The sequence below is a fragment of the Pusillibacter faecalis genome (assembly GCF_018408705.1).
Lineage (GTDB): Bacteria > Bacillota > Clostridia > Oscillospirales > Oscillospiraceae > Oscillibacter > Oscillibacter faecalis.
The window spans coordinates 1870503-1893646 of sequence record NZ_AP023420.1 but is presented as its reverse complement, the minus strand read 5'-3'; the positions used below and the strand labels follow the sequence as shown (position 1 = coordinate 1893646).

The 23144-nt window shown below is 59.0% G+C and carries 19 protein-coding genes; 13 read left to right on the top strand and 6 right to left on the bottom strand.

Translation table 11 applies throughout. From position 1 onward, the window contains the following. The first annotated feature begins 111 nt into the window (after positions 1-111). From bsh to KJS55_RS09400, 5 genes are all read left to right on the top strand, one after another. Entirely contained in the window at positions 112-1104 is a 993-nt protein-coding gene (gene bsh, locus KJS55_RS09420) for a choloylglycine hydrolase (RefSeq protein WP_213543232.1), read from the top strand. Between the two features lie 263 nt (positions 1105-1367). Continuing rightward, on the top strand, positions 1368-3950 hold the full coding sequence (locus KJS55_RS09415; protein WP_213543231.1) for a cation-translocating P-type ATPase: 2583 nt from the start codon (positions 1368-1370) through the stop codon (positions 3948-3950). Between the two features lie 214 nt (positions 3951-4164). After that, entirely contained in the window at positions 4165-5439 is a 1275-nt protein-coding gene (locus KJS55_RS09410) for an adenylosuccinate synthase (protein ID WP_213543230.1), read from the top strand. 251 nt (positions 5440-5690) lie between these two features. After that, positions 5691-7109, top strand: a complete 1419-nt coding sequence (purB, locus tag KJS55_RS09405) for an adenylosuccinate lyase (RefSeq protein WP_213543229.1) — start codon at positions 5691-5693, stop codon at positions 7107-7109. A gap of 126 nt (positions 7110-7235) precedes the next feature. Then, entirely contained in the window at positions 7236-8597 is a 1362-nt protein-coding gene (locus KJS55_RS09400; protein WP_213543228.1) for an alanine/glycine:cation symporter family protein, read from the top strand. 37 nt (positions 8598-8634) lie between these two features. On the opposite strand, the gene KJS55_RS09395 is transcribed toward KJS55_RS09400, so the two are convergent. Together KJS55_RS09395 and KJS55_RS09390 are read right to left on the bottom strand one after the other, a co-directional pair. Continuing rightward, positions 8635-9564: a TIGR03943 family putative permease subunit gene (locus KJS55_RS09395; protein ID WP_213543227.1), complete on the bottom strand. Its 930-nt coding sequence runs from the start codon at positions 9562-9564 to the stop codon at positions 8635-8637. Positions 9565-9587: 23 nt separating this feature from the next. Beyond that, positions 9588-10685, bottom strand: coding sequence for a CobW family GTP-binding protein (locus KJS55_RS09390; RefSeq protein ID WP_213543226.1), 1098 nt, complete (start codon positions 10683-10685; stop codon positions 9588-9590). 218 nt (positions 10686-10903) lie between these two features. Between KJS55_RS09390 and KJS55_RS09385 the strand changes: the two genes are divergently transcribed. The 7 genes from KJS55_RS09385 (at position 10904) to KJS55_RS09355 (ending at position 18622) form a co-directional block, all read left to right on the top strand. Then, entirely contained in the window at positions 10904-12787 is a 1884-nt protein-coding gene (locus KJS55_RS09385; protein ID WP_213543225.1) for an LTA synthase family protein, read from the top strand. A gap of 111 nt (positions 12788-12898) precedes the next feature. After that, a complete protein-coding gene (locus KJS55_RS09380) occupies positions 12899-13303 on the top strand; it encodes a hypothetical protein (RefSeq protein WP_213543224.1) in 405 nt (134 codons plus the stop codon). 147 nt (positions 13304-13450) lie between these two features. After that, positions 13451-14029 (top strand): TetR/AcrR family transcriptional regulator, encoded by a 579-nt coding sequence (locus KJS55_RS09375; RefSeq protein ID WP_187029188.1) that lies wholly within the window; start codon positions 13451-13453, stop codon positions 14027-14029. A 104-nt stretch (positions 14030-14133) separates the two neighbouring features. Continuing rightward, complete coding sequence (locus tag KJS55_RS09370; protein WP_213543223.1) at positions 14134-15396, top strand: iron-containing alcohol dehydrogenase; 1263 nt, start codon at positions 14134-14136, stop codon at positions 15394-15396. Further along, on the top strand, positions 15342-16724 hold the full coding sequence (locus KJS55_RS09365; protein ID WP_213543222.1) for an aldehyde dehydrogenase: 1383 nt from the start codon (positions 15342-15344) through the stop codon (positions 16722-16724). The genes KJS55_RS09370 and KJS55_RS09365 overlap by 55 nt, the downstream gene beginning before the upstream one ends. 50 nt (positions 16725-16774) lie before the next feature. After that, complete coding sequence (locus tag KJS55_RS09360; protein WP_213543221.1) at positions 16775-17998, top strand: linear amide C-N hydrolase; 1224 nt, start codon at positions 16775-16777, stop codon at positions 17996-17998. Positions 17999-18223: 225 nt separating this feature from the next. Then, positions 18224-18622, top strand: coding sequence for a hypothetical protein (locus KJS55_RS09355; RefSeq protein WP_187029180.1), 399 nt, complete (start codon positions 18224-18226; stop codon positions 18620-18622). 105 nt (positions 18623-18727) lie between these two features. Here the strand turns inward: KJS55_RS09355 and uvrC are convergent, their stop codons facing one another. The 4 genes from uvrC to KJS55_RS09335 form a co-directional block, all read right to left on the bottom strand. Beyond that, positions 18728-20548: an excinuclease ABC subunit UvrC gene (gene uvrC / locus KJS55_RS09350; RefSeq protein ID WP_213543220.1), complete on the bottom strand. Its 1821-nt coding sequence runs from the start codon at positions 20546-20548 to the stop codon at positions 18728-18730. A 264-nt stretch (positions 20549-20812) separates the two neighbouring features. Beyond that, the gene (locus tag KJS55_RS09345; protein ID WP_187029176.1) at positions 20813-21076 is read right to left on the bottom strand and encodes an HPr family phosphocarrier protein; all 264 of its coding nucleotides are present in this window, start codon (positions 21074-21076) and stop codon (positions 20813-20815) included. A gap of 276 nt (positions 21077-21352) precedes the next feature. Next, entirely contained in the window at positions 21353-21886 is a 534-nt protein-coding gene (gene rbr / locus KJS55_RS09340; protein WP_187029174.1) for a rubrerythrin, read from the bottom strand. A gap of 24 nt (positions 21887-21910) precedes the next feature. Beyond that, complete coding sequence (locus KJS55_RS09335; protein WP_187029172.1) at positions 21911-22291, bottom strand: Fur family transcriptional regulator; 381 nt, start codon at positions 22289-22291, stop codon at positions 21911-21913. A 165-nt stretch (positions 22292-22456) separates the two neighbouring features. On the opposite strand from KJS55_RS09335, the gene KJS55_RS09330 reads away from it, so the two are divergent. Next, a complete protein-coding gene (locus tag KJS55_RS09330; protein ID WP_187029170.1) occupies positions 22457-22837 on the top strand; it encodes a hypothetical protein in 381 nt (126 codons plus the stop codon). Positions 22838-23144: the final 307 nt, after the last annotated feature.

Genomic DNA, 23144 nt, shown 5'->3' with positions numbered 1-23144 from the left:
CCGCCGGTTTTCCCGCCAGGAGACCGGCATATCTTTTTCACATCCAGGGTACCCGCTGCATAAGATCGGGGACCAACAGGAAACATACTCAGTATCACGGAGGTGCAGCCTATGTGTACAGCAGTCACTTATCGAACCCATGACCACTATTTTGGCCGGAATCTGGATCTTCCATCCTCCTACCAGGAGACTGTGACCATCACCCCCAGGAACTTCCCCCTACCCTTCCGGAGGGCCGGCCTCCGGAGGAAACATTATGCCATCATCGGTGTGGCTCTTGTGGATCGAGGCTATCCTCTCTATTATGACGCCACCAATGAAAAGGGGCTGAGCATTGCAGGACTGAACTTCCCCGGGAATGCAGATTTTAAGCCGGAGGCTCCGGACATGGATAACATCGCCCCCTATGAGCTGATCCCGTGGCTTTTGGGACAGTGTACCTCCCTGGACCAGGTCAAGGTGCTTCTCCGGCGGCTGAATCTGATCCGCCTGCCCTTCAGCGAGCGTCTGCCGCTCACTCCCCTGCACTGGATGATCTCGGATCGGGACGGCTCCATGACACTGGAGTCCGTCCAGGAGGGCCTGCGGGTCTATGACAATCCAGTGGGAGTCCTGACAAACAATCCCCCCTTTGACTTTCAGATGCACCACCTCACAAACTTCCTCAACCTCACCCGGGAATCCCCCACGAACCGCTTTTCACCTGAGCTGCACCTGGAGCCCTACAGTCTGGGCATGGGCGCCCTAGGTCTGCCCGGGGACCTCTCCTCTGCCTCCCGCTTTGTCCGAGCGGCCTTTACCAAACTCAATTCCGTCTCTGGAGCGTCAGAGTCCGAGAGCATCAGCCAGTGCTTCCATATTCTTGGCTCTGTGGCGCAGTACCGGGGCTGTGCCCGCGCCGGTGACGACGGCTTTGAGCACACGCTCTACACCTCCTGCTGCAACACCGACCGGGGGCTCTACTACTACACCACTTACGAAAATAGTCAGATCACCTGCGTCGATCTGCACCGGGAGCGTCTGGATTCCGATCAGCTCGTCGTCTATCCGATGCTGAAAGGGCAGCGGATCTACCTACAAAACGGGTGCGTGCCGCAGCGATAACATGCTGGACCTCTCCGGTTGCCGCCGCAAATTTTTAAAAACCTGTAATTTTTCTGGTACCACTTGACATTCTGTGAGAAATGACGTATAGTGCCTTCAGTACGAAAAGGGAGTAGCTGGCACAGTTTTCTGTGTACCTATGGGCGTCAATACGGGCCATGGCCCCGCTCCAGGTTGAAACGGCGAGACTTTTGTATCAATGCAGGGCATTGACGCAAAAGCCTCGCCTTTTTGCGTTCTGCCAAGAAAGGAAGGATTTCTTTATGAACCAAGAACGGCCAATTTGGCAGAGGACCCGGGCGGAGCTGCTCCGGGACCTGGACTGTTCCGAGGACGGACTCTCCTCCCAGGAGGCAGCGGCCCGGCTGGAACAGCATGGCCCCAATGAGCTGCAGTCCGGCAAGCAGAAGAGTATTCCCCGTATTTTTGCAGAGCAGTTTGCAGATTTCCTGGTGATCATCCTGATCCTTGCCGCTATCGTATCCGCCATCCTGGGGGATGTAGAGAGCACCGTCGTGATTCTGGCAGTGATCACCATGAACGCAATTCTAGGTACCGTGCAGACCGTAAAGGCCAGCGCCTCTCTGGACAGTCTCAAGCGGATGTCCGCCCCCACAGCCAAGGTGCTGCGGGATGGGAAAGTGCTTCAAATCCCCGGTCGCGAGGTCACTGTGGGCGACGTGGTGTCACTGGAGGCCGGTGACTCCGTGTGCGCGGACGGCCGACTTCTGGAGTGCGCCAGCCTCAAGTGCGCGGAAAGCGCCCTGACCGGCGAGAGCTTGCCGGTGGAGAAAGACCTCAGTGAAATCGCCGGCGACGTACCTCTGGGCGACCGGAGGAACATGGTATTCTCCGGCAGCTTTGTCACCTATGGCCGGGCAAAATTCCTGGTGACGGCCATTGGCATGGACACAGAGATGGGAAAGATTGCATCTCTGCTCAAAAACACGGAGGAGAAAAAGACTCCCCTGCAGGTGAGTCTGGATCAGTTTGGGAAAAAGCTCTCCATTGGGATTCTTGTGATCTGCGCGGTGCTTTTTTGCGTCAGCGTGTTCCTGCGGCAGGAAAATCTCATGAACGCCTTCCTCTTCGCCGTCGCCCTGGCCGTGGCAGCCATCCCGGAGGCGCTCTCCTCCATTGTCACCATCGTGCTCTCCTTTGGCACACAAAAAATGGCCCGGGAAAATGCTATCATTCGCAAGCTCCAGGCCGTGGAGGGTTTGGGCAGTGTGTCCGTGATCTGTTCTGATAAGACCGGTACGCTGACACAAAACAAAATGACGGTGAAAAAACTTTATACCGGCGGGAAAATCGTGGATGCCAGTGAAGCGGACTTCCATGACCCAGTCCAGGAGCCTCTGCTTCGGACAGCCCTTCTTTGCAGCGATGCAACTGTAGATGAAAACGGCGAGGTGGGGGACCCCACGGAAACCGCTCTGGTCCGGCTGGGCGAGGATTACGGATTTGATGAGCTGACTACCCGTGGGAAGTGGCCCCGGCTGACAGAGATTCCCTTTGACTCCGACCGCAAGCTCATGAGCACTGTGCACCAGCTCTCCGGCGGTCTTGTGATGGTGACTAAGGGCGCCGTGGACGTCCTGCTGGACCGCTGCATCATCTCCGCGGAGGAACGTGCTGAGATCGAGCGGGTAAATGAGGAGTTTTCCAGCCAGGGGCTGCGGGTGCTGGCCTTTGCCTGCCGCACTGTGGACCGCGCAGCTGTATCTTTGGAGGACGAAAATGATTTAAATTTCCTGGGTTTGATTGCTATGATGGACCCGCCCAGGGAGGAATCCAAGGCCGCTGTGGCGGAGTGTATTGCCGCCGGCATCCGCCCCATCATGATCACCGGCGACCACAAGGTGACAGCCTCCGCCATCGCGAGGGAAATCGGCATCCTCACCCCCGGCACCGAGGCGGTAGAGGGCGGCGTGATCGAGTCCATGAGCGACGAAGAGCTGCGGGAATTTGTGCCCAAGGTCTCTGTATACGCCCGGGTCTCCCCGGAACACAAAATCCGCATTGTCCGGGCCTGGCAGGACCGGGGATGCCTGGTGGCTATGACCGGCGACGGGGTCAATGACGCCCCTGCCCTCAAGCAGGCGGATATCGGCGTCGCCATGGGCATCACTGGTACGGAGGTGGCCAAGGACGCCGCCGGCATGGTACTGACAGACGATAACTTTGCAACCATCGTTCAGGCGGTCAAGAACGGCCGAAATGTGTACGCCAACATCAAAAAGGCCATTCAGTTCCTGCTCTCCGGCAACACCGCCGCCATCTTGACCGTGCTGTATGCCTCCCTGGCGGCGCTGCCGGTACCCTTTGCTGCGGTACACCTGCTGTTTATCAATCTCCTGACAGACTCCCTGCCCGCCATTGCCCTGGGGCTGGAACCCCATTCTGATACCGTGATGCGGGAAAAGCCCCGTCCCCGGAATGAGGGGATTTTGACCAAGTCCTTCCTGGCCAGTGTGGCCACGGAAGGGCTGGTGATCGCCCTGGCGGTGATCGCCGCCTTCCACATCGGCCTTGCCAGCGGCGGCGCGGCCACCGGCAGCACCATGGCCTTCGCCACATTGTGCCTCAGCCGCCTGTTTCACGGCTTCAACTGCAAGGCCGACCGACCCGTTGTCTTCACGCGGGCCTTCTGGAACAACCGCTACCTGTTGGGCGCTTTTGTGGTGGGCGCGCTGCTGCTGTCCGCAGTGCTGCTGATTCCGGCTCTGGAGCCTCTGTTCCAGGTGGCACAGCTCTCCGCCGGACTGGTGGGTGCCATCGTGGGGCTGTCTCTTGGCTCTATGGCGGTAATTCAACTTCTCAAGGCCCTTCGCCCCCGGAAATAACATACAGCTCACAGTTTCACGTTGAAAGCTGCCCTCCTTGTGTCCGGCGGGGCAGCTTTCTTTCTGGTCTGCTCCGCCTCCTTCGCGTTTATTAGCAGAAATAATCTTCAATATAACAACTTTTTTCTTTACTTATAGGTTCAGGACCGGTATAATATTGCAGGCTGGGTTTTTCGGAATTTCAGCGACAAAATAAAACCGGGAGGTTTTTCGTATGTCAAATTGTGCCATCGTAGGCATCAACTGGGGCGACGAGGGCAAGGGCCGCATGGTGGATTTGCTGACCAGTGACCACGATGTGGTGGTGCGCTATCAGGGCGGCGGCAACGCCGGCCACACCGTGGTGAACGACCTGGGAAAATTTGCCCTGCACCTGCTGCCCTCCGGCATTTTCCGCCAGGGCGTGGTCAACATTCTGGGCAACGGCGTGGCGCTGGACTGCGAGAACCTCTGGAATGAGATGCAGGATGTGATGTCCCAGGGCGTACCCATCACGCCGGAAAATCTGAAGATCAGCGACCGAGCCTCGCTGCTGCTGCCCTGGCACCGGGAGCTGGATGCGCTGGAAGAGGCCCGTCTCGCGGACAAGAAGTACGGCTCCACCAAGCAGGGCATCGCGCCGTTCTATTCGGATAAGTATCAGAAGAAGACCGTCCTCGCAGGAGAGCTGCTCTATCCGGAGAAGCTCTGGGAGCACCTGGCGGGAATTCTGGAGTGGAAGAACCTGACGCTGGAGCGGGTGTACGGCGCCAAGCCCTACACCATGGATCAGCTTAAGGCTTGGATTCAAGACTTCGGCGGCAAGATCAGGCCCTATGTCTGCGACACCTCCCGTTATCTGCGTCAGGCCCAGGCAGAGGGCAAGCGCATCCTCTTTGAGGCGCAACTGGGTTCCCTGCGGGACTTGGACTACGGTATCTACCCCTACACCACCTCCTCCAACCCCATCGCAGCCTACGCCCCCGTGGGCTCCGGCCTCCCCACTGCCCGGCTGGACCGGATTGTGGGTGTGGTGAAGGCCTATTCCTCCTGCGTGGGTGAGGGCCCCTTTACCTGCGAGTGGTTCGGTGAGACGGCTGACAAACTCCGGGAGGCTGGCGGCGAGTATGGCGCCAAGACCGGCCGGCCCCGGCGCGTAGGTCCCATCGACCTGGTGGCCACCCGCTATGGCATTCAGTGCCAGGGTGCCACGGACATCGCTCTAACCAAGTTGGATGTCTTGAGTTACCTTGACAAAATCCCCATCTGTGCCCACTACGAGCTGGACGGCGAGATCATTGACGAGTTCCCCTTCCCCTCCGTCCTGCCCGACGCCAAACCGGTGTTGGAGACCATGGATGGCTGGCAGTGCGACATCTCCGGCGTCCGGAACTGGGAGGACCTACCGGAGGCTGCCCGCAAGTACGTGGAGTATGTGGAGCAGGCCATCGGCTGCCACATCACCTATGTCTCCGTGGGGCCGGAAAGAGATTCCATTATCATCCGGTAAGGGAGCGTCCGCTGCTGCTTGCTGTGTTCAGGTAGATCGCGCCGGCGAGGTACTCTGCCATCCCTTCCTCCTCTACCAGATCGTCCCGCAGCCGTCGAGTGTGCTTCTGGCGTTGTTTGTCTTCGGCTGCTTATTGCATTTAGCACACTCTCCGCATCCATGCTTCGCCTCCGGCGAAACAGACCGCACCCTCAGGAGGCACCCATTCCGGTGCCTCCTGACTTTATAAGCGAAAGAAAGGTGGACTTCTTATGTCTAAAGACAAGTACGAATCCCCTCTGGCGTCCCGGTACGCCTCGGAGTTTATGCTGCATCTCTTCTCCGCCGACATGCGGATTGAGACCTGGCGACGCCTGTGGGTGGCTCTGGCCCGGGCGGAGCACAACTTAGGGCTTCCCGTCACCGCGGAGCAGGTGGCAGAGCTGGAAGCCCACATCACCGACATTGACTACGAGACCGCCGCCCAGCGGGAGCGGGAGGTCCGCCATGACGTCATGGCCCATGTGTATACCTATGGCAAGGCCGCTCCCTCCGCCGCCGGCATCATTCACCTGGGAGCCACCAGCTGCTATGTCACCGACAACGCGGATCTGGTGATTTACCGGGAGGGGCTCCGGTATCTCCGGGGCGAGCTGCTGGCGGTAGTGGCGAACCTCGCCAAGTTCGCAGAGCGCTACAAGGCCACCCCCACCCTGGGCTACACCCACTATCAACCCGCCCAGCTGGTGACGGTGGGCAAGCGGGCCGCGCTGTGGATGCAGGATTTTCTGGCGGACCTAGAGGAGCTGGACTTTGTCCTGGGGAGCCTCAAATTCCTGGGCTGCCGGGGCACTACCGGCACGGAGGCCAGCTTCCTGGACCTCTTTGACGGCGATGGCGCCAAGATCGACGAGATGAACCGGCAGATCAGCGCGGAGTTCGGCTTTGAGCGGTGTTTCTCCGTCTGCGGCCAGACCTATCCCCGCAAGGTGGACAGCCGAATTCTGAACGTCCTCTCCGCCATGGCCCAGAGCTGTTACCGCATGGCAAACGACATCCGTCTCCTTCAGCATGACCGGCAGGTGGAGGAGCCCTTTGAAAAACACCAGATCGGGTCCTCTGCCATGGCCTACAAACGCAACCCCATGCGCTCCGAGCGCATCTGCTCCCTCAGCCGCTACCTGATGGCTGACGCCGTAAATGCACCCATGACCGCCTCCGTCCAGTGGCTGGAGCGGACGCTGGACGACTCTGCGAACCGCCGCATCTCCATGCCGGAGGGCTTCCTCTGCGCAGACGCCGTTTTGCGCCTTGCCCAGAACGTCACGGACGGTCTGCATGTCAACGAAAAAATCGTGGACCGAGCCTGCCGGGAGTACCTGCCCTTCATCGCCACAGAGAACCTGATGATGGAGGGCGTCAAGCGAGGTGGGGATCGTCAGGAGCTCCATGAGATCATCCGAACCTGTTCCATGGCCGCCACCGCCCGGATGAAGGAGGGGGAGCCCTGCGACCTCCTGTCGCGCCTGGCGGCGGAGCCGGCCTTCGGCATGACGGAAGCGGAGATGGAGGCCGTGCTGGACCCAAAGCTGTACATCGGCCGCTGTGCTCAGCAGGTGGACGCCTTCTTGGAGGAGGAGGCCCCGCTGCTGGCGGGCGCCTCTCAGGAAAAACCGGAGATCACCCTATAACAATCAGCGCCCTGTGGCAGGTTCCACAGGGCGCTGTTTTTCTGATTCCGGGAGTATGCAGGTGCACTCCGCCGGGATTTTTTCTCTCGCCGCCGCATAGCATGGCAGCAAAGAGGAGGCCGTGCCATGCTGTATACGCTCAATAATGCCCTGTGGGGCCCCGCCACACTGGCCCTGCTGCTGGGTAGCGGAATCTATCTGACCATCCGCCTGCGGTTTCTTCCCTGGCGGCGGCTGGGCTATGCCCTGCGCTCCGCGCTGGGGCGGGAAGCCCGCAGAACGGGCGGGCAGGGTGTCTCCCCCTTCTCCGCCCTGATGACGGCCCTGGCAGCCACCATCGGCACCGGCAATATTGTGGGGGTAGCCACGGCTTTGGTCGCCGGCGGGCCAGGGGCCCTGGTATGGATGGAGCTCTCGGCCCTCTTTGGCATGGCCACCATCTTTACCGAGAGTGTGCTGGCTGTGCGCTTTCGGCGGCGAGACCACCGGGGCCAGTGGGCGGGTGGCCCCATGTACGTGATGGAGGCCGCGTTCGGACGGCGGGCCGGACGGCTTCTTGGCACGGTGTTCTCCCTGTTCGCCGTAGGCGCATCCCTTGGCATCGGCAGTCTGACCCAGGCCAATGCTATAGCGGACGCTCTCTCCAGCACGTTTGCCCTGCCAGCGGGGCCCGTAGGCCTGGTAACGGCAGGGCTGGCGCTGCTCGGCATCCTGGGCGGCATCCGCAGCATCGCCAAAGTGACCTCCGTCCTGGTGCCCGTGATGGCGGTTCTCTACCTCGCGGCGGGGCTTGTGGTGATCGGCGGAAACCTGGGAAACCTGCCAGAAGGGCTGCTTGCGATCCTCTGTTCCGCCTTTTCCCCCCGGGCGGCAGCAGGAGGATTTGCCGGCATGTGGGCTGCGGCCCGCTGGGGTGTCGCCCGGGGCGTTTTCTCCAATGAGGCGGGGCTTGGCTCCGCCGGAATTGCCGCCGCCTCTGCCGACGCCTCCAGCCCGGTCCAGCAGGGCTATATCAGCATGACCGGCGCCTTTTTCGATACCATTATCATCTGTACTGTCACGGGCCTTGCCATCTGCTGCTCCGGCGTCCTGGGAGCGGTAGACGCCTCTGGCGCGCCAGTGGACGGCGCGGCACTGACGATCCTCGCCTTCCAGACCGTTCTGGGGGACCTGGGTGGCAAGTGCATTGCCCTTTTCATTGTGCTCTTCGCCTTCTCCACGATCCTTGGCTGGGAGTACCAGGGGGAAACCGCCTTTTCCTACCTTACCCGGGATCGGGGTCGGATGGCCTACCGTTTGGTATATGTGCTGGCAGTGCTGCTGGGTGCCCGGGCCCGGCTGGAAACAGTCTATCTCCTCTCCGATATCTGCAACGCTCTGATGTGTATGCCGAACCTCATCTGCCTCATGGCCATGAGCGGAGAAGCCGCAGCTGCGGTCCGGCACGCATCCTTCGGGCGTCCTCTCCGCCAAAAAATCTCCGTATAACATCAAGACCGCACGCTTTCGGCGTGCGGTCTTGTTCTCAGAAGGTGACGACCTCCTGTGTTGGCTTCTCGCAGGGACCGATGGAGATCACATGCATCACCGGCCCTCTTCCCTTGTAGGCGGCGTGCTTCTCTACCGCCATGCGGGCCGTAACCTCGATCCAGTCCCGGTTCTCATACTGGCTCAGGCCCATACCCTTGGCGATCAGCCCCAGGAACTGCACGTCGTTTTCGCAGCAGACCATGGCGAAGCGGCCAGGACAGTGGATGCCGGGGTACTTCTTGGAGTGGCACATGACGAGTTTCATGTGGACCATTTTCCCCGCCCAGCGGTCCGGGTGGTCCATGACGTCCACATACCACACGCCGAAATCATCGTCCGGAATGTCGATCAGGTCCTGTTCCAGATCAAAAGGACACTCGTCTCCGGTGAGGTAGTCCTCGCTGGTGCCGTCCTCGTTTTCCAGGTAAATGTCTGCCCGGCGGTTCACCATACGGAGGTTGCGTTTGCGCAGAGCCTCCCGCAGCTCTGCCGTGCAGCGGTTAAACACCAGCATATCCGCATTGGTGATCTTTTCCATCATGAGCTGGCCCATGTTCTTGGCGTAAACCTCAAAGGTGTCTGCTTTCACAAAGGTCATGATCTGATAGAGCACCCAGTTGGCGGGCAGCACCTCCCGGTAGAGACGCTCCATCTGCCACATGCCATTGTATTCAATCAGCACCTGCTTGGGCTGGTACTCCTTCTCCCAAGTCTTCATCTGGGAGCACTTCAAATCATCCTCGTCCTCCACCGTGACCACTGTCACGTTCTCCAGTACTCGGGGGTCATACTCCAGCTCCCCCTCCTCACAGCAGATGAGGAGGGTTCTCTCCTGCCGTGCAAAGCCGTCCTGCAGCACGCCGTTGATGAACTCCGTCTTGCCGGCGTCCAGAAAGCCCGCCACCAGATAAACAGGAATATCCATGCAATGAAAACCCCTTTCCGGTATTACAGGCCGAAGAGCTCCGCCAGTTTTTCCTCGCTGAGCTCCGCGCCGATCACACACAGCCGGCCGGTGTAATCAGGGTGGCCCTCCCGGACCTCATACTCCTCCGGCACATAGTCAAATTCGATCCAGGCGCCGCCCTCGCCGCCGATAATGCCCTTGGCCCGCAAAATCTTGCCGTACTCTCCGGAGTCCAGCTCGGAGAGAATCCGCTCAATGCCCGCTTTGGTAAAGGTCTTGGGCGTCTCACGGCCCCAGGAGGTAAACACCTCATCGGCGTGATGATGGTGATGATGGCACGCGCAGTTGGGGTCATCGCACTCATGGCCGTCATGGTGGTGTCCATCATGATGCTCGTCGTGATGGTGCTCCTCATGCTCGTGCTCATGCCCGTCGTGGTCATGATGATGGTGCCCCTCGTGGCCCTCATGGCCGTGGTGGTGCTCAGCCTCCTCCGCCTCATGCTCTGCCCGCATTTTGGCAAGCAGCTCGTCAGCCAGGGAGACCTTCTCCATCGCGGAGAGGATGGTTTTGCCGTCCAGCTGGTCCCAGGGCGTTGTGAGAATGGCGGCGCCGGCGTTCTTCTCCCGCAGCAGTGCAACGGCGGCCTCCAATTTCTCCTGACTGAGCTTCTGAGTCCGGGAGAGGATAATCGTCCCGGCAGACTCAATCTGATTATTATAGAACTCGCCAAAGTTCTTCATATAGACCTTGACCTTTGTGGCGTCCGCCACAGTGACGAAGCTGTTCAGCTTCATATCCGGAACCTCGGCGGCGGTATTCTCCACCGCCACAATCACATCGCTGAGCTTGCCAACGCCGGAGGGCTCAATCAGAATCCGGTCCGGCTGAAACTGGGCCTGAACATCCTTGAGGGCCTGGTTGAAGTCCCCCACCAGAGAACAGCAGATGCATCCGGCGGACATCTCGCTGATCTGCACGCCGGACTCCTTCAAAAAGCCGCCGTCAATGCTGATCTCACCGAACTCATTTTCGATGAGCACCAGCTTCTCCCCCGGGAATGCCTCCGCCAGCAGCTTTTTGATGAGCGTTGTTTTGCCGGCGCCCAAAAAACCAGAAATAATGTCAATTTTCGTCATGGTATCAAATCCTTTACAAAAAATTTCTGAACCAGAACTTAATATACCATTTTTCTATCAAATTGCAACCGCGTTACAAAAATTTCACATCTTTTTCCTTTCCCCCGCTCTGCACCACTTTCAGCCCCCAGTGCAGGCCTCTCCTTTCACCCGCCTCTTGCTTTTTAGCGGAAAATCCATATAATAAAGGCTAATCTGAATGGAAAGGACATCCTGTTTTGAGACGTTTTCAAAAATTCTCCCTTCCGCTGTGGGGCTCGTTAACGGCGGCGGTTTTGCTGGCGGGGGGCATCACGCTGCTGGCGCTGTGGTGCCAGCCCAACGCTCTGCGCTCTGTGCTCTCCGTCTTCCGGGCCCAGCCGCTGCTGATTGTGCTCAACGCCCTGCCGGTGGGCCTTGTACTGCTGGCTTTTGCTTGTTTATTCCGAAATGTGTTCTTCGGCGCGGCAATCACGAATTTTCTCGTGTGCGCCCTGTCCATCGCCAACCGGATCAAGATCGAGGTTCGGGACGAGCCGGTTTTTCCCCGGGACTTTGCTCTTCTCAAAGAGGTGGGGCAGGCCATGAACAGCTACACCATCTCCTACCCAGTGGCGGCCATCGCGGTAGTGGTGGGCATCACGGCGCTGCTGGTGACTCTGGGCGTTTTCATCGGCGGACAGCCCTTCCCCCTGGCGCGGCTGCGGGGCTGGCTGGGGCGGCTTCTGGGATGCGCCGCCAGTATCGCAGTGTTGGCGGGGCTGATTGTCACGGTCTACGCCTCCAACGATCTCTACAATTCCTTCCGGGTGTCCAACGCCTACTATATCCCCTCCGTGTTCAATGAGCTGGGCTTTCCCTACTGCTTCTGCCACCAGTTTACCACCTATCCCGTAGACAGGCCGGAGGGCTTTTCCCGCTCGGAGGCGGAGGCCTGGGAGAGCGCCCCCTCCACAGCCGGCCAGGGCAAGGACGTCCATGTGGTCATGGTGATGAACGAGGCCTTCTCCGACCTCACCGACTCCCCGGCGTTTGACTATGGGGAAGAGGACGACCCTCTTTCAAACCTCCATGCGCTGGAGGCAGACCCCCACGCCCTCTCCGGGCATCTGGTGGTTCCCGGATTTGCCGGCGGCACCGCCAACACGGAGTTCGACGTGCTCACCGGCATACAGACCAATGCTCTCTCCGCGTCCACCACCTCTTCTTTCCGGGTGGTGAACCGGAATCTGGAGAGCCTGTTCCGGGTCTTTGACGCTGACGGCTACGCCACCTCTTTTTTCCACCCCGGCGACGACTGGTTTTACAACCGGGAGAATGTCTACCGCTGGCTGGGCGCGGAGCGCACCCTCTTTGCCGATGAGATGGAGGCCGTCGAATACAAGGGCCGCTGGGTCACGGATGACTACATGTCGGACCTCATCACCAATGAACTGGATTCGGCCGTCTCCGCCGGGGAGCTGCTGTTCCACTACACCACCACCATCCAGAACCACATGTCCTATACCGCCGACAAATACGGCGAGGGTTATGAATTCCCGCCGGTGCCCCTGACGATCTCCGTCTCGGATGAGGTGGAGACCATGCTGCGGGTTTACGCGGAGGGCGTCCGGGACGCCGACGCCATGCTGGGCCGCTTGGTAGATACCTTTTCCGCGCAAGAGGAGCCGGTGGTGCTGGTATACTTCGGAGACCATCTGCCCTATCTGGGGGACAACCAACTAGGTTATCAGGCTCTGGGACTGACCCAGGAGGCAGATTGGGACGCCTTGCGCTCCTATGAGACCCCCTATGTGATTTGGGCCAACGATGCGGCGGCAGAAACCCTGGACTGGGATGCGGCGGTGGAAGCCCTGGACCTGCCGGAGACGATCTCTGCCAGCTTCCTCGGCGCGGCGGTGCTGGAACTGACGGGCCGCGGGGAGGAGACGCCTTGGTTTGCCTTCTTGAATGCGCTGCGCCGCGTATCGCCGGTGGTGCAGAAACAGACCTGTGTGCTCGCTGACGGCAGCACAGTTTCTCCCCTGGACGCTGGTGCTGTGCCCGACGCGCTGGAGGATTCTCTGCGTCAGTGGCGGTGCTGGAGCTACTATAAGCTGCGTTATCAGGAGATTCCCGAATGAACGCCAGCCGCCGGATGGCCCTGTGCGGGATGCTGACCGCTCTGGCCGTGGTCATTCTGCTGCTGGGGGGGGCTGCTCCCTCTGGCGACTTTCTGCGCGCCGGTGCTGGCTATGGCGGCGTTGCTGCCGGTTTTAGAGGAATGCGGTCCACGGGCGGCGGGAATCGCCTGGGCCGCAACATCCCTGTTGGCACTACTGCTGGCTGCGGACCGGGAGATGGCGATGGTCATGCTCTTTTTTGGCTGGTACCCAATTCTGCGTCCCCGCATCGCCCGCATGACTTCTCCCCTGACACGGCTGGCAGCCAAGGTCCTCCTGTGCAGTGCGCTGATCGCCCTGCTATACGGCCTGCTGCTAAAGCTCATGGGGCCCGCCACCGACCTGGCGGGCCTCTCACCGGTGCTGACGGTGATGATGCTGGTGCTGGCGAATCTCACATTCCTGCTGCTGGACGTGGCGCTGGGACGGCTTACAGCCCTCTGGCACCGCAGATTAAGAAATTTCCCGTTCCACTGACACCTCACGGCTGCTTTTCATCATATTTACTGTAAAACGCCTGGAAAAAGCGGCGGAAAATTCCTCTTTTGTGCCTTGGCAAACCGGCTGTGCTGTGATATACTTGCCAACGCATCTAAAAAAATAATGCGGATTGGGGAGACTGCCATGGATCTCATTTCCGACGAGATGTCTCGGAGAATCATCGCGGCTGCAGAGCAGATTGCCCGCACATCGGGCGCGGAGAGCGTCACGGTACGGAGCATCCTGCGGGCGCTGGGAATCAGCAACCGGGTCTTTTACAACCGCTTCCACAACGCCGCCGAAGTGCTGGACATTGTGTACGCCAACACCGTCCTGAAAATCCGGGAGAGCCTTGTTGCGAAGTTCGATCCGGAGCAGGACTTCTTCCAGCAGGTATTGGACATCGTGGAGAACACGCTGGTCATGTCCTACGAATGCAAACGGCAGTTCAGCCAGTACGTCTTTGAGAGCGACTCTGTCTCCCACGACAACTATGCCTGGTGGACAGAGGAGATCAAGCGTCTCATTGAATTTGGTAAGGCCCGGGGCTATCTTCGGGACGTGGATTCGGACATCATGAGCTACTCCATCTGGTGCTTCATCCGCGGCTTCAACGCTGATGCGCTGGGCCGGAAGCTGCCGGTGGCGCAAGCCGCGGCGGCCTTCAAATATAGCTTCGGTATTTTGCTGGATGGGCTGCGGCCTGTCCCCGATGCTCCGTGAGGGGGCGGTTTCTTTGTAATTTCAGCACAGTGTGTGCTGAAATTATAAAAAGTCGGCCCATAAAATTTTTCAGCACACGCTGTGCTGAAAAGAGGTGAAGTAAGATGAATCCTTTCCATCAACTCTATTGCCGCATCTTTCAGTCAGTGCTGCGGCTGGCGATCCCCTTTCTTCCTTACCGGGACCCTAAAATTCTGCGGACCGTGGCGGAGGTGCCGGCAGAGCTGCGGCAAAACGGCGTGGACCACGTACTGCTGATCACCGACGGTCCCCTCTATGCTCTGGGTATGACCGAGCCATTGGAGCGGCACCTGGCGGAACAAAACATCCGATGCACAGTTTACAGCAGGACCGTCTCCAATCCCACCATTCAGAATGTGGAGGAGGCCCGCGCGCTCTATTTGAAGGAGAGCTGCGGCGCCCTGATCGGCTTTGGCGGCGGCTCCGCCATTGACTGCGCCAAAGCGGTAGGCGCGCGGATCGCGCGACCGAAAACACCCATCCGCAGTATGAAAGGGATTCTGCGGGTGCTGCGGCGCATCCCGCTGCTGATCGCGGTCCCCACCACGGCGGGCACCGGCAGTGAGGTCACGCTGGCCTCCGTCATCACGGACAGTGAGAGCGGCCACAAGTTTCCCATCAACGACTTTCCCCTGATCCCCAGGGTGGCGGTGCTGGACGTGGAGAACACCCGGAGCCTGCCTCCCGCCATGACTGCCACAACCGGCATGGATGCCCTGACCCACGCGGTGGAGGCCTACATCGGCCGCTCTACCACGGCCTCCACCCGAGCCGATGCGCTGGAGGCCGTCCGGCTGATCTTTGAAAACCTGGAGAACGCCTATGAACATGGGAATAACATCCAAGCCCGGGAGCACATGCTGACGGCGGCATTTCTGGCGGGGCGATCCTTTTCCAAGTCCTATGTGGGCTATGTCCACGCGGTGGCCCACTCGCTGGGCGGGCGGTACAACATTCCCCACGGCCTTGCCAACGCCGTGCTGCTGCCCATCGTCTTGGAGGTCTACGGCCCCTGCATCTACCGCAAGCTCCATGATCTGGCGGTGGCGGCAGGCGTCTGCTCTCCGGCTGACTCCCTCGCCGCAGGTGCTATAAAATTCATTGAGGCCATCCGACAGATGAACCAGCGCATGAACATTCCCCAGACGCTGGAGGGCATCCGGGAGGAGGATATCCCCCATCTGGCCCAATACGCCGCAAAGGAAGCCAACCCCCTCTATCCCGTGCCCAGGCTTCTGGACGCGGAAGCTCTGGAGGTCTTCTACTATAAAGCTGCAGATCGGAGGAAGCTATGGACGCCAAAGCCATTGACCAGCTCCTTGAGAGCCAGCGCCAGTACTTTTTAAGCGGGGCAACTCTCCCGGTGGAGTTCCGGATTGCCATGCTCCAGCGGCTGCGGGAGACTGTCCGCCGTCGGGAGCCCGATATCAGCAAGGCCCTGACCGCAGACCTCGGCAAGAGCGGCTACGAGGGTTACATGTGCGAAATCGGGCTGGTGCTGAGCGAGCTCGGCTACCTCATCCGTCACACCCGGCGCTTTGCCAAGCGGCGGCATGTCCCCACGCCCTTGGCCCAGTTCGCCGCGTCCAGCTATCTCTCGCCCTCCCCTTATGGGAACGTGTTGATTATGAGCCCCTGGAACTACCCCCTTCTTTTGACCTTGGACCCACTGGCGGACGCTATCGCCGCGGGCAACACGGCCATCGTCAAGCCCAGCGCCTATTCTCCCGCCACAAGCCAAGTCATTGACGAGCTGCTCACAGAGTGCTTTCCCCCGGAGTATGTGACGGTGGTCACTGGCGGGCGGGCGGAGAACGCCGCGCTCCTGGAAAAAAAGTATGACCTCATCTTTTTCACCGGCAGTCAGAGCGTGGGGCGGGAGGTGCTGCGCCGCGCGGCGGAACATCTGACCCCCACTGTGCTGGAGCTGGGTGGCAAGAGTCCCTGCATCGTGGACTGCACCGCGAACCTCCGCCTGGCCGCGAAGCGGATTGTTTTTGGAAAATATCTCAACTGCGGCCAGACTTGCGTGGCGCCGGACTATATTCTCTGTGAGGCGTCCATAAAAGACGCCCTGGTAGCTGAGCTGCAAACCCAGATTCGCCTTCAGTACGGGGACCCTCCTCTTTCAAATCCCGACTATGGGCATATCGTCAACGAAAAACACTTTGACCGGCTGTGCGGCCTGCTGGATCAGTCCAAAATTGTCCACGGTGGAGAGATTTGCCGGGAGACGTTACAAATCGCCCCCACGGTGATGGACGCCGTCACCTGGGAGGACCCGGTGATGCAGGAGGAGATCTTCGGGCCAATCTTGCCGGTCCTGACCGTCGATTCCTTCGAGGATATCTATCCCCTGCTGGCTGTCCGGCCAAAACCTCTGGCGCTGTATCTCTTCTCTGAGAACCGCGCCCGCATCCGCGCCGTCATGGAGCGCTGCGCCTATGGCGGCGGATGCGTCAACGACACCATCATCCATCTGGCCACCAGCGAGATGGGCTTTGGCGGCGTGGGGGAGAGCGGCATGGGGGCCTACCACGGCCGGGCGGGCTTCGAGGCCTTCTCCCACCGCAAAAGCATGGTGGACAAAAAGACCTGGATGGACCTGCCCATGCGCTACCAGCCCTACAACCGGGGGCGGTACGAGAAGCTGCTGCGGCTGTTTCTGCGGTGAGCTTCTTTCCGGCGAACCATCGGTTATATTCTGAGAGGAGTTATCAAAGCATGGAATCCACCAAAACCAGACGCCCTCTGCGGCGTCTCCTTTTGGGCATCACGGCCCTTCTGATCGGTCTTGCTCTGGTTCTGAGCATCGCCGTATATGCCATCTGGCACCATGAGCTTTCTACCCTTATGAGTCTAGAGCAGATTCGTACCCGGGATGACACCCACCTGGACGGGTCCGTCTACAAGATGGAGGTCAGCGGCGGGTTCTATCTGGAGGAATTTTTAGAGCAGGGCGGCGTCCAAAGTGACAGCGAGCTGATCGCCTTTATTACCTCCCACATCACCAAAGGGCTCTTGGACATGGGCATCAGCGCTCCGGAGATTGCCTGTTCCTCCTTCACCGCGCAAACCCCGGAGGGGGATCGGCTCTTTGGCCGGAACTACGACTTCTCCAAGACCAATACCTGCTTGGTCTTTACTGAAGGCGGCGGAGACCGCCACGCCACCATCTCCACCACGGACCTGCAGTTCCTGGGCATTGGCGTGGACGCGGACCTTGAGGGCCTGATGGACAAAATCACCTGTCTCGCCGCGCCCTACACGCCTTTGGATGGTATGAATGATGCCGGTGTGAGCTGCGGCATCTACATGTCCTATCAGGGGGCGGAGGCCGTGGCCACAGATCAGAACACCGACCGGCCCGACCTGACCTCTACCACGCTGCTGCGCTTGATTCTGGACTACGCTGACAACGTGGAGGAGGCGGTGGAGATCGCCGCCTCCTATGACCTCCATGATTCGGCCATGACCTCCTATCACTACATGGTAGCGGATGCCAGCGGCCGCAGCGCCATTCTTGAGTGGGTGAACGGGACGGACGCCACTGACAATGACGGCTCCGCCCGGGAGCTGGTGGTCACTTACAACGATAGCGACGACTACATCGGGCAGGCCGAGGCGGCGGCGGACTATCAATGGATCACAAACTTTATCATCCAGCCCGGATACTACGGCGAGGCTGAGCACCGTTCTGGCTACGACCGTTACGAAAAACTCTGTGAAGAGCTTTCCAAAACGGACGGCGTGGTGGCCGACGAGCAGGCCGCCATGGACATTCTCGCCAGTGTGGGCAGGCGCTCCTGGAATAACGACGACGCCAACAGCTGCACAGTGCACAGCGTTGTTTATAACTTGACGGACCGGACGGCTTTCTGGGTGCCCAACGAGCACTATGACGACAAGGCGGCCTGGTTCACCTTTCAGCTGCCGGCAGAATCCTGAGTCAGATGGGGGAGGGCCCAAGTCCCTCCCCCGTTTTCGTTTCTATAGACACACCGCCAACAGATGATTACCGGTTTTCCCAGGAACGGCTTCATACTTTTTGAAGCCGTTTCAAACCGGCAGGGTGGAGTTGACTTTCCAGGCAATTTTCTATAAAATAGTTCCATACTGGAAGAATCAATACGGGAGACTGAAGCTTTGCACCGGCTTCATGGGGGCGTTTTTATGAAAGACGATCAGACGGCCGCGCGGGCGTTTCTGGGTGCCCTGATTCTTGCTGGAATCGCGTTTTTTGGCGGCGTGCGCTATCCATTCGGTGACTCTGTGCCCCCGCCAATATGGGTGCAGCTTATCAAAATTTTTGTGATTGATTTTGTCTGCCTGCTGGCATTCCTGGGGGTGGACCATGCTCTGTCCCGGAACCATGCGGCTCTGCGGGCGCTTCCGGGGGCCCTGATTCTCACCGCCATGCTGTTTTTGAGCGGCAGTGTGGGGTTTCCCTATGGGGAGCCCGGATTCCCCCCGGTGTGGCAGGCACTGATGGGGCGTTTCGTTATAATTTTCCTTGCGCTTTGGGCGTTTATTCGGGTGGGCCAAGTCCTCTCTAAGCGGCGGAACCCGTAAAAATTTAAAAACCACCCAGGGGAGGGAGCCGCAGCTCCCTCCCCTGGTCTCTTGCAGTAAAGGCTTCCCCAAGCCCGGGAATCCACGTCCAGAGCATAAGCTATCTCATTTCTCGTGAAAATGCCGCCAAACCGCCTCCGCCGTGTCCCGGGGCACCACCGCCGCCAGGGTATCCACGTCTGCCTCCCGGATAGCCCGGATGGTGCTGAAATGTTTGCGCAAAGCCTCCCGCCGCTTAGGACCCACTCCGGGGATGCCGTCCAGCACGGAACGGGTGGCGCTTTTACTGTGGCTCTCGTGGTGATAGGTGATGGCAAAACGGTGGGTCTCCTCCTGAATCTGCCCGATCAGGGAAAATACCGCCTGGTTGCCTGCAATGCCAATTTCCTCGCCCTCCGGCGTCACCAGCGCCCGGGTCCTGTGGCGGTCGTCTTTCACCATGCCAAAGATTGGTATGGTGATCCCAAACTCTTCCGCTACCATCAGCGCGGCCTTAGCATGGGTCTCGCCGCCGTCGATCAAAAACACGTCCGGCAGGGGCAGAAATTTCTCATCCCCGTCTGCGGCCCGTTGGAGTCTGCGGCGCAGCACCTCCTGCATAGAGGCGTAGTCGTCGGGATGCCCCTCCAGGGACTGAATTCGGAACCGGCGGTAGGCGGATTTCAGTGGCCGGACGCCGCTGTACACCACCATGGAGGCCACGATATCGCTCCTGCCGGTGTTAGAAATATCAAAGGACTCCATGCGCCTTGGCGGCGCGGGCAGGTTCAGCATCTTCTCCAGCAGCGTCAGGGTGTAGGCTACCCGCTCCTCGGCGCTGGTGGCCCGCTCCGCCTCCTCTGCGGCGTTTCGCTGGGCCATCATCCGCAGCTCCGCCTTCTCACCCCGCTGGGGTACGTGGACCCACACCCTGTGTCCCGCCCGCTTGGTGAGCACTTCAGAGAGCTCCTCGCACTCACCGGTATCGATCGGGAGCAGAATCTCGTGAGGCAGCACCGCCCGGGGCAGGTAGAACTGAGCCGTCAGGGTGGAGAGCATCTCTTCTTCCGTCTCCTCCATAGGTGCATCGAACAGCTCTGTCTCCCGGCCTGCCAGGTTGCCGTTTTCCATGTGTAAAATGGCGTAACAGCACTTGCCTGCACCCCGGTACAGCCCCCAGATATCCGTGTCGGCGCAGAGGCCGGCGATGACCGTCTGCTTCTTGGATAGGGCTCCGATGGCATGGATGCGATCCCTCAGCGCCGCGGCCTGCTCAAAGTGCAGCGCCTCCGCCTCCGCTTCCATTTCGGCGGTCATCTCCCGCAGGAGCTGCTTGCTCCTGCCCTCCAGCAGCTGCACCGCCTGCTGGATGCGGCGGTTGTACTCCCCGGCGCTCATCTCCGGGCGGCAGAAGCCGTCGCACCGGCCCATATGGAAATTGAGGCATGGCCGCTCTGTGCCGATATCCCGGGGAAATTTCCGGCTGCAGGTGGGCAGGCGCAGGGCGGAGAGCACTGCGTCCAGGGCCTGCCGGGTCTCGAACCGTCCGCCGAAGGGACCGAAATACCTGGCGCTGTCGTTCGCGTATCTGCTGACCATCGTGAAACGAGGATAGGTCTCTCTGGAGAGGCGGACGAAGGGGTATCCTTTGTCATCCTTCAGCAGAATATTGTAGCGCGGCATATGGCGCTTAATCAGAGAGTTCTCCAGCACCAGGGCTTCAAACTCGCTGGAGACGAAAATTGTGTCAAAGTGGTCAATCTGAGATACCATCTGGCGGGTTTTGACCGTGTGGGATGCGCTGTCCTGAAAGTATTGGCTGACCCGGTTTTTCAGTTTCTTCGCCTTGCCCACATAAATGACCTTGCCCATCTTATCCATCATAAGATAGACTCCTGGCGCCAGGGGGAGATCGGCAGCCTTTTCCTTTAACTCCTCGCGGGTCATGGGCATTCCTCCTTCGTAAAATCTAAGCGATCCGCCGTATGCCAAAAGGCCGCCCTCTCCTCTGGAAAAACGGTGCTGCCGCTGGCAGGGCAGGTTCTGAAAAAGCCGGCGCAGACAGTCACGCCGGCCACACATGCAGCCTGTTTGCTTTCAGCCGCAGCCAGACACCCCTTCTTCCAGCGCCTGTCTCACAGTAGTATATCACCGAAACTTGCACAACAGAAAAAGCGACCCCTGTTGGAGCCGCTTTTTTCATGGCTTGTCTTATTCACCGAAATTGTCCTGTACCAGCTCCACCAGGGCAGCCACAGCTTCTTTCTCGTCAGAGCCATCCGCAATCAGGGTGATGGTGGTGCCTTTCACAATGCCCAATGACAAAACACCCAGCAGACTCTTGGCATTGACGCGGCGGTCCTCCTTCTCCACCCAGATACCGCTTTTGAATTCATTGGCCTTCTGAATAAAGAAAGTAGCGGGTCTGGCATGCAGGCCTACCTCGTTGTTGACAGTGATCTCCTGTGTATACATAGACAGCTCTCCTTTACACCAAATCAGTTTTAGCAATATGGCAAAGCTAAATTCCGATAGTACCATCATACCCGCTTTTTGTCTCTGCGTCAACCACGATTTTCACAAACATTCACGAGAAATGTCCCCCGCCCAAAAATGCTTTTGTAAGTTTAGTCCATCTATGTAAAGCAAATATGGAACGTACGCTGCCGCCCGCCCTGTCTTCCATATTTTTTCAAAAAAGCAGAGGGAGCGGCACAGGCGTCCGCTCCCTCCCGGATGGAGTGGGAGAGCTTAATAATTCTGGGCCTTGATCTGGAAATAAGCCTGGGGATGCTTGCACACCGGGCATACGGCCGGTGCGGACTCCGCGATCTCCACATGGCCGCAGTTGCGGCAGAACCACATGACCTTTTCGCCCTTCCGGAAAACCTCACCCTTTTTCAGGTTATCCAAAAGCTTCAAATAGCGCTCTTCATGGGTCTTTTCAATCTTGCCCACACCCTCAAACTGCGCGGCCAGGGCCAAGAAGCCCTCTTCCTCGGCAGTGCGGGCCATCTCAGCGTACATATTGGTCCACTCCTCATGCTCACCTGCGGCGGCCGCCACCAGGTTCGCTGCTGTGTCACCAATGCCATTGAGTGCCTTAAACCACAGCTTGGCGTGTTCTTTTTCGTTCAGAGCCGTCTCCTGAAAGATCGCCGCAATCTGCTCATAGCCCTCCTTCTTTGCCGCGCTGGCAAAATAGTCATACTTGTTCCGGGCCTGAGACTCCCCTGCAAACGCGATCCACAGATTTGCCTCTGTCTTGCTTCCCTTGAGTTCCATACACACGTTCCCCTTTCAATATCTTTATCTTTTTTCCGCACATGCGGGACAAACTCCGTGAAAAACCAGGTCATGGCCGCGAACCGTCCACCCTGCTGCAACACGGCCCTGGTCCAGCGCAGCATCATAGGCAGGTGCGGCATCTGCCAGAGCGCCGCAGCAATCACAGCGAATATGGCTGTGAGGCTGCAAAACGCCATCGAACCGCGCCATCGGCCCCTCCAACTCCTGAAGACAGCCCTCCTGCGCAAGCTGATGCAAATTTCGGTAAACCGTGCCGAGGCTCAGCTGGGGCAGCTCTTGTCGCAGTCCATCATATACCATCTGGGCAGTAGGATGCTCCTTGGACGCCATCACCGCTTGATAAATGCGTTCTCTTTGCTGGGAGTAGCGGCGCCGTTCCATAGGCCCCTCCTTAATAGTAATGATTCTTTTTATTAATAATAACACACATTTTTTAAATTGCAAGTCCTTTTTCAAAAAAATTCCTCGGCTGAACTGACTTCTTTCGGAGACAATAGCAGACGTGGGTATCGCGCATTTCAACCCGCGCAAAAGGAGGAGACAAGTGTGAAAAGAAGTCTGGCGCTCTTGCTGGCCTCTTTGCTGGTGGTCTTCGGCCTGACTGCCTGCGGCAACGATAAAAAGCAGGATCAGGGCAACCAGGACAGCGCCGTAGTGGGCGACGATACCGTTGGAAACAACGGCAGCACCGCCAACGACGGCCTGACCGGTAACAACGCCACTGATAACGGCGATAAGAACAACACCAACAAGGATGACTCGCTTTTAGACGATGCGGAGCAGGGTGTGAACGACGCCGTTCAGGATGCGGAAAACGCCCTGAATGATGTCACCGGAAATGCCCAGAACAACAAGGTCCGCGCCCGCAACCGCAGCGGAGACCTCAGGGATATGGAAAACGGAGTGGCACGAAACAGCACACTCTAATGCTTCCCATACACGCGGAGCCCCGGCAGATGCCGGGGCTCTGTTTCTCTAGATTTGCAAAGCGCCCACCAAAGCATATGCCTCCTGTTCCCCGCAATATGTGCCAGGAGAGATCACATTGCCCCGATCGAAAAAACCTTGATCGGCCAATACCGCATGCCCATATGTCAAAGCGACCTCAGGATGGATGTCATCGTTTGAATCACACCTTGTCTGGCCCTGTCTTTCCCCAGACGCTGGGGAGATCGTGTGAAGGGAAAAGAAAAGCGGATGTTTTTACAGAATGTGTCTTTCTTATTTTGGAAAG

What these genes read in the sequence shown, in the direction of transcription:
- KJS55_RS09415 (WP_213543231.1), top strand. Translation starts at nt 1,368, where the DNA reads ATGAACCAAGAACGGCCAATTTGGCAGAGGACCCGGGCGGAGCTGCTC.
- uvrC (WP_213543220.1), bottom strand. Translation starts at nt 20,548, where the DNA reads ATGACCCGCGAGGAGTTAAAGGAAAAGGCTGCCGATCTCCCCCTGGCG.
- KJS55_RS09360 (WP_213543221.1), top strand. Translation starts at nt 16,775, where the DNA reads ATGGAATCCACCAAAACCAGACGCCCTCTGCGGCGTCTCCTTTTGGGC.
- KJS55_RS09335 (WP_187029172.1), bottom strand. Translation starts at nt 22,291, where the DNA reads ATGGAACGGCGCCGCTACTCCCAGCAAAGAGAACGCATTTATCAAGCG.
- bsh (WP_213543232.1), top strand. Translation starts at nt 112, where the DNA reads ATGTGTACAGCAGTCACTTATCGAACCCATGACCACTATTTTGGCCGG.
- KJS55_RS09400 (WP_213543228.1), top strand. Translation starts at nt 7,236, where the DNA reads ATGCTGTATACGCTCAATAATGCCCTGTGGGGCCCCGCCACACTGGCC.
- KJS55_RS09345 (WP_187029176.1), bottom strand. Translation starts at nt 21,076, where the DNA reads ATGTATACACAGGAGATCACTGTCAACAACGAGGTAGGCCTGCATGCC.
- purB (WP_213543229.1), top strand. Translation starts at nt 5,691, where the DNA reads ATGTCTAAAGACAAGTACGAATCCCCTCTGGCGTCCCGGTACGCCTCG.
- KJS55_RS09365 (WP_213543222.1), top strand. Translation starts at nt 15,342, where the DNA reads ATGGACGCCAAAGCCATTGACCAGCTCCTTGAGAGCCAGCGCCAGTAC.
- KJS55_RS09390 (WP_213543226.1), bottom strand. Translation starts at nt 10,685, where the DNA reads ATGACGAAAATTGACATTATTTCTGGTTTTTTGGGCGCCGGCAAAACA.
- KJS55_RS09355 (WP_187029180.1), top strand. Translation starts at nt 18,224, where the DNA reads ATGAAAGACGATCAGACGGCCGCGCGGGCGTTTCTGGGTGCCCTGATT.
- KJS55_RS09410 (WP_213543230.1), top strand. Translation starts at nt 4,165, where the DNA reads ATGTCAAATTGTGCCATCGTAGGCATCAACTGGGGCGACGAGGGCAAG.
- KJS55_RS09375 (WP_187029188.1), top strand. Translation starts at nt 13,451, where the DNA reads ATGGATCTCATTTCCGACGAGATGTCTCGGAGAATCATCGCGGCTGCA.
- KJS55_RS09380 (WP_213543224.1), top strand. Translation starts at nt 12,899, where the DNA reads ATGGCGGCGTTGCTGCCGGTTTTAGAGGAATGCGGTCCACGGGCGGCG.
- KJS55_RS09370 (WP_213543223.1), top strand. Translation starts at nt 14,134, where the DNA reads ATGAATCCTTTCCATCAACTCTATTGCCGCATCTTTCAGTCAGTGCTG.
- rbr (WP_187029174.1), bottom strand. Translation starts at nt 21,886, where the DNA reads ATGGAACTCAAGGGAAGCAAGACAGAGGCAAATCTGTGGATCGCGTTT.
- KJS55_RS09395 (WP_213543227.1), bottom strand. Translation starts at nt 9,564, where the DNA reads ATGGATATTCCTGTTTATCTGGTGGCGGGCTTTCTGGACGCCGGCAAG.